The 10,243-nt window shown below is 68.8% G+C and carries 4 protein-coding genes; 1 reads left to right on the plus strand and 3 read right to left on the minus strand.

From position 1 onward, the window contains the following. Positions 1-8 precede the first annotated feature (8 nt). From EDC02_RS41655 to EDC02_RS18610, 3 genes are all read right to left on the minus strand, one after another. Positions 9-5,123, minus strand: coding sequence for an RHS repeat-associated core domain-containing protein (locus EDC02_RS41655; protein WP_370461552.1), 5,115 nt, complete (start codon positions 5,121-5,123; stop codon positions 9-11). A 154-nt stretch (positions 5,124-5,277) separates the two neighbouring features. Continuing rightward, positions 5,278-8,730, minus strand: coding sequence for a LamG-like jellyroll fold domain-containing protein (locus tag EDC02_RS18605; RefSeq protein ID WP_123603063.1), 3,453 nt, complete (start codon positions 8,728-8,730; stop codon positions 5,278-5,280). Positions 8,731-8,753: 23 nt separating this feature from the next. Then, on the minus strand, positions 8,754-9,416 hold the full coding sequence (locus EDC02_RS18610) for a hypothetical protein (protein WP_148083513.1): 663 nt from the start codon (positions 9,414-9,416) through the stop codon (positions 8,754-8,756). Positions 9,417-10,049: 633 nt separating this feature from the next. On the opposite strand from EDC02_RS18610, the gene EDC02_RS40300 reads away from it, so the two are divergent. Beyond that, positions 10,050-10,223 (plus strand): hypothetical protein, encoded by a 174-nt coding sequence (locus EDC02_RS40300; protein WP_158632225.1) that lies wholly within the window; start codon positions 10,050-10,052, stop codon positions 10,221-10,223. Positions 10,224-10,243 lie beyond the last annotated feature (20 nt).

A 10,243-nucleotide genomic window follows, 5' to 3' on the forward strand; every position in this document is an offset into this window, starting at 1 on the left:
GCCACCCCTCACGAAGGCCACCGGTACACCGCCCAGCCGCAGTCATCATACGGTGCGTCCCGATCCTTGCTCTTGACCCGTCGGAACTCGTTCTCCGTCTTCAACTCCACCTCGAACCCGGTTCCGCGATGAATGAAGTCCGGTCCCTGGTCGTACTTGCCACCGTTGCGGTAGTGCCACTGTTCCGGGAACCATCGCTGCAGCAGATCCCTCACCGCCCGGTGGGCGATCCCGCCCCGGATCGGCCACCGCCAGGCTCGGCCCTCGTCGATGGCCGTCTGTTGCCCGCGCGTGATGCGGCCGTCGATGCCGCGCATGCCGAGACCGTCCAGCGCGACCTCGGCGGCATACTCCACGACCGTCTGAAGGAACGAGTGGATTTCGTCGTCGCCGCCGCAGCGCGGGTCCTTGCCGCCGGTGATCTCCTCGATCGCCGTCACCGCCTCGGCCACCGCAGGAGCGAGGACCGGGTTGGCCGCGTCGCTGCCGTCGGCGTTGGCCTGCAGGATGGTGGGGGTGGTCAGGGTCGCTGCGGTCTCCACCGAGTTGATCAGCTGCTGACCGGCGGGGAGCAGGGCGACCTCGGGTGGACGGACATTGGTGATCGTCTGCCCGACCGCCGGTGGGGGCGTGGCAGCGGGGGGTGTCCACGGCACGGCCGCCGGTGGCGTCGTGGTCACCGCCGTGGTTGCCGGGGCCGTCGCCGCCGGCGTGTGGGCAGCGGTGTACTGCTGCACCGCCGGGTGCGAACTGTACGTCGACTGGATGTAGGAGATCAGCGCGGCGGCAGAGGCGCCGTTGGCGGCCTGCCGGTAGATCTCCTCATACAGGTGGGAGCTGCCGACCGCGCCGACCAGCGATCGGACCTGGGACAACTCCGGCGACATGTACCGGTCCGACCCAGACGAACCGGACCCGGAGCCACAGCCGGCGCTCGACGCGTGGCAGGAACCCTGGTATGAGTCGTAGACGTAGGCGGTCGCGGCCAACGTGACCACGCCGAGCGCGATCCAGCCGATCGGACCGGCACCGACAGCCACCGGGGCCAGCACAGCGCACGCCGGGCAGTGACCGCTGGGATCCGCGTACGTGACCGGGCTGCCGTAGGCATAGGCGTACCGGTTGGCGGCCATCACCGGGACCGGGTCCAGCATCCACGAGTCGCGGCTGGTGAACGTTGCCTGGTCCGGCGCGTACCACCGGGCGTGCGCGTTGACCTGGCCGGTGTCCGGGTCGGTCCAGCCACCCTGGAACCCGCTGGAGAACCTCCCGGAACTCTGCGCGACCTCCCCGTATGGGGTGTAGCTGCGGGAGGCGATCACCGTTCCGGTGTCCTTGCCCAAGGTGGCGACCTGGTCACCCCGCAACCGGTCGGTCACCACGATGCGGCCGTCCTCCGCCCCGTAGGTGTCGGACAGGGGCACACCCTGCGGGTCCCGGAAGATGACCGCCTCACCGGCCGCGCTCGGCACCCGGCTGGGGTTGTTGGTCAGATCCGGGTACGCCAGCGACACCCCGTTGCGCTGCGCCAACCGGTCCAGCGCGTCGTAGGTGTAGTCGACGGTGTAACCGGCGGCCTCCACCCGGACCGGCCGGTCGAAGGCGTCGTTGTGGAACGTGGTGACCGCGCCGTCGGTCGAGGTGGTGTCGAGGGTGCCCCGCGTCGACCAGGTATTGACGATCGCCGGTTCCCCGCCGCCGGTGGCGGTGAGCAGTTGGTTGCGGTCGTCATAGGTGTAGCCGCGAGTGCCGGCAGGGCTGACCGTGGAGGTGCGGTTGGAGGCGGCGTCGTAGCCGTAGCCGACCGCCGTGCCGTCCGGACCGGTCCAGGAGATGAGCCGGCCCAGTCCGTCATAGCCGTACGTGTTGCTGCCACCGCCGGTGACGCCCGTGGTGCTCCGGCCGGTGACCTGGTCGTCCCCGTCGTATGCGTAGGTGGTGCCGAGCCGGGTGGTGCCGTCGGGACCATCGACCGTGTCCGAGACGAGTCGGCCGAGGCCGTCGTGGTCGAACTCGCGGATCGGTCCGGCCGTGCCGTACCTGATCGTGGCGAGCTCGCCGGTGGGCGCGTAGTCGAACGTCGCGAGCCGTGCCGTCAAAGCGTCGGCGACGCTCTTGAGCCGGCCGGCCTGGTCGTAGTCGAAGGTGCCGGTGCCGGTCGAATCGGTCCGCTCGATCAGGTTGCCGTCGCCGTCGTAGCGGAACGAGGCGGTACCGCTCGGGCCCGTCGAGCCGGTCATCAGGCCACGGTCGTTCCAGGTGTAGCGGGTGATTCCGGCCGCCCCGTCCAGCTCCGTGATCCGACCGAGCGCGTCGTAACCGAGGGACCGTTGCCCGGTGCCGCCCTCGGCACCGGCGCCGGTCTGCGTCGTCACCCGGCCGAGTCCGTCGTACTCGGTGGCGCGGCTGACCCCGCCCGGCAGTTCCTCCCGGATAGGCTGACCGGCGACGTCGTAGACGGTGGTCCAGACAGCCGGACCCGGCTCGCGCACCTCTGTGGGCAGTCCCCAGGCGTTGTAACGGATTTCGGTGGCGTTGTCCCGGCCATCCACAGTCCGGGTGAGCCGGCCCAGCGCGTCGTAGCCCTGTTCGACGGTGATCGCACTGGTGGGATCGGTCGGGTCAACGAGCTGGGTGACCAAGGTGCGGTTGCCGGCGGGGTCGTAGCCGAACCGGGTGATCCGCCCCTCCGGGCTGGTCACCTGGGTGGGCCTCCCGACCTGGTCGTATCCCGTCTCGGTGGTACGCAGAGGGGGCGACAGCACCCCGGCTTCGGCCGTGTGGTCGGACCGGCGGATCTGCCGGCCGGCCGCGTCGTAGGCGTAGCTGGTGGCCCGGGTCCCGGCGAGGATCTGGGCGGTGACCCGGCCGAGCGCGTCGTAGCGGGTCTGCACCACCCGGCCGACCGGGTCGGTGACCTTCGTCGGCTCGCCAGCCTTGTTGTACTCAAGCGAGGTGGTGTGCTCGCGCGGGCTGGTGTAGCTGGTGAGCCGCCCTGCGTCGTCGCGGCCCAGGGTCGCCGTGTAGTAGACGGTGTCGTCCCCAGTGCGCTCCGCGACCGTGTCGGTGATCTGGTGGCCGAGGTCGTTGTAGGTGGCCAGCACCCGGCCACCGGTCGGGTCGACCGTCTCCAGGGTGGCACCGACCCGATCGTACGTGTGGGTCCACTTCGGGGCGGCAGCCCCGTCCTCCGGAGCGGGCAACGTCTCGGAGACCAGCCGGCCGTACTTGTCATAGCTGTACCGGGTGATTCGGCCCAGCGAGTCGGTGATCTTCTCCGGTTGCCCGTCGTAGGTGTAGCTGGTCCGCGTCACCGGAGTGAGGGACGTCCCGCCGGGCGGGGTGTACGACGGCAGGGTCACCGCGGTGGCCCGTCCCATCGCGTCGTACTCGGTGGTGGTGACCGCCGCGTACGCGTCCCGGGCGTGGGTGGCGTCGCCGAAGGTGTTGTACCCGAGCGTGCTGGTCGGGGTGACGTCGTCGATACGGACACCGTCACGCCAGACGGTACGCGTCGGCTCGGCCGTGGTGCGCACCCGGCCGACGGCGTCGTAGGTGTAGCTGGTGATTGCGTCGGCCGGGTCTTCGACGCTGGTGACCAGGCCGCGCGGATCGCGGGCGATGGTAGTGACCAGTTCGTCCGGGCTGCCGCCCGGGTTCTCCACGGTCGCGCCGATCAGCCGGCCGGACCGGTCGTAGCGGTAGCTGCTCCGGGCCGGCTTCTCACCGCTGCGGGTGTACTCGAGGGCGACCCTGGCCACCGCTCCGCCCCAGCCGTTGGCCGGCTGGCTGTCGCCGACCCGGACGTACACGGTCTTCGACTCGGCGAGGGTGGAGTTCAGGTTGATGAACCACTGCTTACGGTTGGATCCGTCGCGGATGTCGCGATTCTCCCGCAGCACCTCCCGCCAGGTCTGGTTGTCCGGACTGATCTCGACTAGATACTGGTTGTCGATCTCAAGGTTGAGAGTCGCGGTAACGGTTTCCGGCGGCAGCTGGAACCGGTAGGTGAAGGTGGCGGTGCCATCGGCGTACCGGCCGCCGGCACCATCGATCTGGGATCCCCCGGGGGTCAGCAAGTGCGGCGTCTCGGAGCTGCGCCCGGAGACGAAGGTGAACCCGTTGGTCTGCTTACGCGAGGTGACCTGGCCGTCGGATCCGAACGTGTAAATGGTGCTGCGGGCCAGTCCGGCAGCATCGACGGTCTCCCGATTACGCAGCCCCGCGTCGTCGTAGTCGTAGTCGTAGACCATGCCACCGGCCCGGGTGACCCGGATCAGGTTGCTGCCGTGGTCGTACTCATAGCGGGCCAGCAGCACGCTGGAGGTGATCTCGCCATCGGCGTCGCGGCGGACCCGCTGCTCGGTCTCCCGCAGGCCGTCGTTGTGGTAGGTGAAAGTCGTCTCCCGGCCCATCGCGTCGACGACCGAGGCAAGCTGCCCCGCCGGGTCGTAAGCGCGCGACTCCAGCACCAGCCGCGTGGCGGCCGGGTCCATCGGGTCGATGCCCTCCCCCGTCGCGGCAGTCTCGATCAGCCGACGGCCGTCGTCGTACTGGTGCTCCAGCACCAGACCGTTTGGGCGGACCAGTCGGATCAGGTCCCCAGCGGTGTTCCAGTGCTGCACCGTGGTGGCGCCGTCCGGGGCAACGGTCTCGATCAGCCGGCCAGCACCGTCGTACACGTTGCTCCAGGTGCGGACCACGTCCCCGCCGCTGGTGTCGGCGACCGTCCGGGTGGTGACCCGGCCGGCCGGGTCGTAGCCGTACGTCGTTACGGCGGTGTGTGTGACCCCGGTGACCGGGTTGGTCACGCCCGGCTCGGTCTCGCTGCTCACCAGCGAGGCGGCGTTGTATGCGGTACGCCAGGTGCCGTAGGTGACCGGCTCGTCGTTGACGATCGTGCCGGTGGTCCGGCTGGTGTTCCGCCCGAGCGAATCGTAGCCGTAGGTGGTGATCAGGCCGGCGGGATCGGTGGAGCGCACCAGGTCCCCGTGCGAGTTGTACTCGTAACTGGTCACCCCACCCAGCCGGTTGGTCGACTGTTCGAGCAGCCCGGCGGGGACGAGGCCGCCATCGACGGCGGCCTCGGTGCCGTCGGTGTACCCGAACAACTCGGTCGGCACGCCGGGAGACCCGGCCGGTCCCGGATAGGTGATCTTCGTCGGCCGGCCGGCGGTGTCCAGTTCGTAGCGGATCCGGTTGCGCGGATCGTTGTCCCAGGCGTTGCGAGTGCCGGACTGCCAGATTAGGCGGTCGTTACGCGGGTCCAGCTTGTCGTCAGCGTTTAGGTGGTAACCGTAGTTCTTGTAGACCCAGGCGTTGCTGCGGTAGACCGCCTCCCAGGTGATGTTGCCGCGCGCATCCCGGAAGTACCACCGGGCCCGCCCGTTGGCGTCGGTGTAGGTGGTGACGAAGCCGTTCGCGTCGTATTCCCAGTTCTCCACACCGAGGTTGGTTTCCCGTGAGGTCAGCCGGCCGCCGCGGGTCGCATCGAAGGTGTACGTGACCGAGTCCCGCCCGGTGGAGCGAAGCTCGATGGCGCGGGTGCCGTCGCCTGGGCGTGGGCTGCCCAACGGTCCACTCAGCGCCGTTGCGGTCCTGGAGAGTGGTGATCCGCCCGGAGCGTCCGTCGTAGCTCGCCTGCATCGCGGTGAACGGGCCGGGTTCGATACTGCCGGTCATCCGCGAGGTGGCGGCACGGGCCGCGTAGTGCGCGCTGATCTGGGTCGGCGCGAGGGCGTGCCGGTAGAACGCAACATCGTCGATCTGGCCGATGAACGGGAAGTTCCCGGAGCCGGCAGCCGGCCAGCCGGTTGTGCTGCCGTTGCCGACGTACGCGTACCGCATGTTCAGCATCGCGAGCGGATGGCCGGTGCTCGACCCGATCCGCGTCCCGTTGAGGTAAAGCTCCTGGCGGTCGACTGCTCCGACGAGCACCACGTGGTGCCACTGTCCGTTGTCTACCCGGGCCGGGGAGACCATTTGGGTGGAGCCCGGTGCCCAGAGTTGACCGCGCAACTTGCCACCGCTGTCGACGTACAGCGCGGGGGTGTGGTCGCCCGGTTCCCGTAGCAGGTCGGTGTCCTGGTACGCATAGAGCGTGCCGCGCTGGCCGCTAGCCGCCTTGAACCACAGCTCGACGGTGAGCGACAGCGAGGTGTTGGTGAGGTTGACCGGCAGCGCCAGCCCACCATTGGCCGCCGAGCTGAATCTGGCAGCGGTGTCGGCCGAGCCGGCGAGTGCGCCAGGTTGGCCGAGCGTCACCCCGCTGTACTTCGCCGCGTACTCACCCGGCTTGCGGGCCACCACGTTGGCCGCAGTCCCCCCGGACGTCTCCCCCAACGGCCAGTACGCCGACGGGTTGTCGTCGATGACAATCGACCGGTAGTGGGAGCTGTCTTGGTACTGGTACTCCACGCAGGACTGCTCGGAGAGCGGAGAGCAGACCCGGGTCAGCCGGTTGCCGGTGTAGCTGTAGGTCCACGTCGGTTGGGCGGCACCGACGGCGGGGGCGTCGCTGCGGACCGTACTCACTCGCCCACCGGACCAGGTGACGGACAGCGACCGGCCACTTGCCACGTCCCTGACCTGGGACAACACTCCCGAGGTGTAGAGAAACTGTTGCTGCCGGCCGTAGCCATCCACCACGGCGATGATCCGACCCGCGTCATCGAACACCCGCCGCTGCCCGGAAGAGTCCCGCAGCGTCCAGTTGCCACTGCCCCGGACCAGGGTCAACGGTTGACCCGCAGGTGGGACGAAGCTGCCGTCGGCGTTGCGACCGAACCGGACCTGGCGGCCCGAGGTGAGCGTCACCACTACGCTGCCCGAGCCGTCGGGATCGGCGGTGATCCGCTGGTCCCACGGGGTGGACCAGCCCGCGCCGAACGCGCCGGCGGAGCGGGGGTCCTGCGAGTTGTAGGTGCGGCTGACCTCCAGCGGGGGCCCGGAGACCGGGACCGAAGCGTCCACGACCGCCGTCGAGTAGTTGCCAACCTGGACATTCAACCCGGGTACATCGGCGCCATCGGGTGCCCCGGCGAGATGATGGGTGATCTCCGGTTGGGCGACGACCGGGGTCAGGTGGTAGGGGCCAGTCAGGTAACTCATATTCTGGCCGTCGTGGACGGCGACATACCAGAACGAGGTCTGTCCCCAGGACAGCACACCCGCCGGCACCGTCCACGAGGCGGAGGTGACCCACTGCGACTCCTGGCAGCCGACCGGCGCGTCGGCGGTGCCGTTGCAGACCCGGAACCAGTAGTAGGGACCGCCGGGCGCATTGTCTGCGTCGAAGTACTGCGCCCACAGCGCTGGGCGTAGCCGGTCCACCTGGGCGTTGTTTGGTGGAAAGAAGGAGACGACCTCGGGCGTCGCCTCCGGCAGCACCGTGAAGGAGACCGTTGCGTGGGGCACCCCGTAGTAGGAGTCGAAATCCCGGCCCTGGGCGTCCTGCATCGTGATGGTTATGGTGTAGGTTCCGGCGGGTAGGAACCCAGTTACCACGGCCAGCCGCACAGTCACGCCGTGCGGCACTGGGATGTCACCGACGCCGTGCACGCTGGTGTCCACCAAGGTGCCGGCGCTGTTGCGGATGTAGCCGTACAGGTCGGGCGACGGGCTGTCCCACGACTCGACCCAGGTGGTGACGCCAAGGTTGGTGACGTCGACGTTGAGAAAGCCGTACGTCGACGGGGTGACTGGAGGATCGAACCGCCTGGTGGGCAGCGAGTAGGCCGCCCCCTCGTCAGAGTAGATGAGGTCGATGAACGGCGCGCCGCCACCGGCGTACTCGCTGGAGTAAAAGAACTTTTCGCCGTTGTTGTCGGTGTTCGAAGCGCGCAGCGAAAAACCGTACCAGCGTTCGCGGCCGTCCAGCCATTTGGTGAACCGCTCTGGATCGATCGGGATCGACTCCCAGCCAGCAGGACGGGAGGTGCAGTTACCGCCCCGGTTGAACGACTTGCTCGCGACCGGATTCGCCGAGTCGTACGCAGGCCCGGGCCAGCTCAGAACGTCTCGCTCCCACCAGTCTCCGTAGACCCGGTGCACAGTCAACTTGGACGCGGTGCACGACCGGGCCCAGGTCTGGTACAGGTTGAGCGATGCCCCCTGCACGTATCGCCCGATCAGCGTTTCTGCGCCAAAAAACCGCACGTAGGCCGCCGATTTCTCCCGTCCGCCGTTGTAAGTGCCGACCTTGAGGAACGTCTCGGCGCTGTTGTCGCGGTTGGCGAAGTCCCGACTGGAGACGAAGGAGTCAATGTACGTGGTGTCCCGGGCGGTGATCGGCGGATCAACCACCACGGGGAACTTTCGCGCCGGGTCACGCAACCACCGCCCGTCCATGGTCACCCGCAGGTTCCAGGCGTCGCCGACCCGGTCCAAGGCGTAGGTGACGCCGTTGGATCGGACACCAGCTCCGGTCTTCGGATCGGGCGTCGAGTCGTACATGAAGCCGGGTGGGATGTTGGCGCGCACCTCGCCGGCCTCGTCCCGCAGTTCGACTCCGCCGCCCACAAGTTCCGGGGCGAGGCCCTGCAGTCGCAGCGGAAAGTTCCACTGCGTCGGCGCGTCGGCCGACTTGAGCACGATGCTCTCGCTAACGCCAGTCTTGGTGGGGGTGAGCACGAGGTCGGCGTCCGGCCGGACGTCGGCGAAGCGGATGTCGGAGCCACTGGTCACCGCCGGCACGGCCGCCGCGTCGGCGATCCCGAACCCCGTCTGCACACCCTCGCCAAGCCGAAGGGTGACTACCGCTGGGTCGGTTGCGAGTGCGGCGAATGACACGTCTGCGGCCGCAGCCGGCCGTCGTCACGGCGCTGCACCTGGGTGTCCATCGGCACCATGTTCCCGGCAACGTCCCGCGCAAAGGCAGGTCCACTGTACATCCGAAGGGTCTTGGTGCCGTCCGGATTGACGAAAGTGGTCGAGGTCGCCGTCCGGGTCTCGGGTAGCTCCCGAGACCTCCCCTCGACGTACCCGCTGGGGGCGGCTCCGGGGGTCAGCGTCACCGCACCCTCATCGACCGGTGCCGCGTCCCTCGGCGGCAACTGCGGGGTGGTGCCGGTCGGGCATGGCCGGCACTGTTCCAAGGAGTCGCCTGGATCCGGAGCGAGCCGCTCGCGGCCGACGACACCCTCCGCCCCGGGCGGCAGCGGGGGATTCCCCGGGGGAATCGACCCCTCGGCGGCGGTTTCGTCGCCCGCTACCTTGTGGTGTCGGCCTGCGGCGGAACCCGCGTCCTGACTGGGACGGGATGTGGACGCACCGTCAGGCGGACCGTGCTTGGCAATCGCCGGGTCGCTGTCGGCCACCAGCAGCGCGGCCGTCAGGATTGCCGCGAGCGAGGCCGCCACCCACCGGCGCCGCCAACGCTCGCGCCGCTGTGGCCAGAGCATCGGTGTGCAGGACATGACGCCTCCCCCGAGTCCCGTGGGCGAGCAGCCCGCCCAGAGGCAAGCTACAGGAACACGTCCGACATCAACAGGCGACAATGGATGGTCAGTGATCCCGACCATTCAGTTGTGAGGACTCACCTGGACAACATTTCTCGAGCCAGGAGGCCGACTTCGGCAGTCCGATAGGTACGGATTATGTCTATTGTGGGCTCGACAGTTTGGTTGCTCGTTAGCGCACGCTCCGGCCGCGTGAAATGCTGTATGAGTACCAATAACGGCGACGGCGACCGGAGCGGGCGCGGTCTCGCCTCGGAACGACGGAGGCGATCCGACAAGGGCCAAGGAGGCACGACGAGTGCGCGGAGCGGGAGGCAGTTGGAGGGCGTACCCAGGGGCCATCGACGACCACGTGGACCTGCCGCCGGTCGGGCCCGGCCGTGTCGTCGGCGTCGGAGCCATCTGCGACCTCCGACCACAGCAGGCCGAGGCGGCGGAAACGCAGAGCTTTTCCGTCGGCGAGTTCGTCATGCTGGACGACGGTCGGCGGGTGCTGCTGCACCAGGACCGTGGCTTCACACTCGGTCGGCGGGCGACGCACGCCCCGGTGCCGACCAGCTCGGCAAGGCCAGGGAGAACGTCACCCGGTCCGTGTTGACCGTGGTGCTTCCCGACGACGATGAGACCGCCGAGGAGCATCCCTGGTTGTGGCTGGCCGACCTCGCACGCTCCCGTGGTTTGGACGTGGTCGCCGACGACATGCGGGCTCTGCCGTACGAGGTGATCCTCACGGAGGACGTGACCCGCTGGCTCACCGGCGGCTGACGCTCGCTGGCGGCCGGCAC

This window comes from Micromonospora sp. Llam0, assembly GCF_003751085.1.
Lineage (GTDB): Bacteria > Actinomycetota > Actinomycetes > Mycobacteriales > Micromonosporaceae > Micromonospora_E.

Coding starts and splice junctions, on each gene's coding strand:
- EDC02_RS18610 (WP_148083513.1), bottom strand. CDS start 9,416: ATGTCCTGCACACCGATGCTCTGGCCACAGCGGCGCGAGCGTTGGCGG.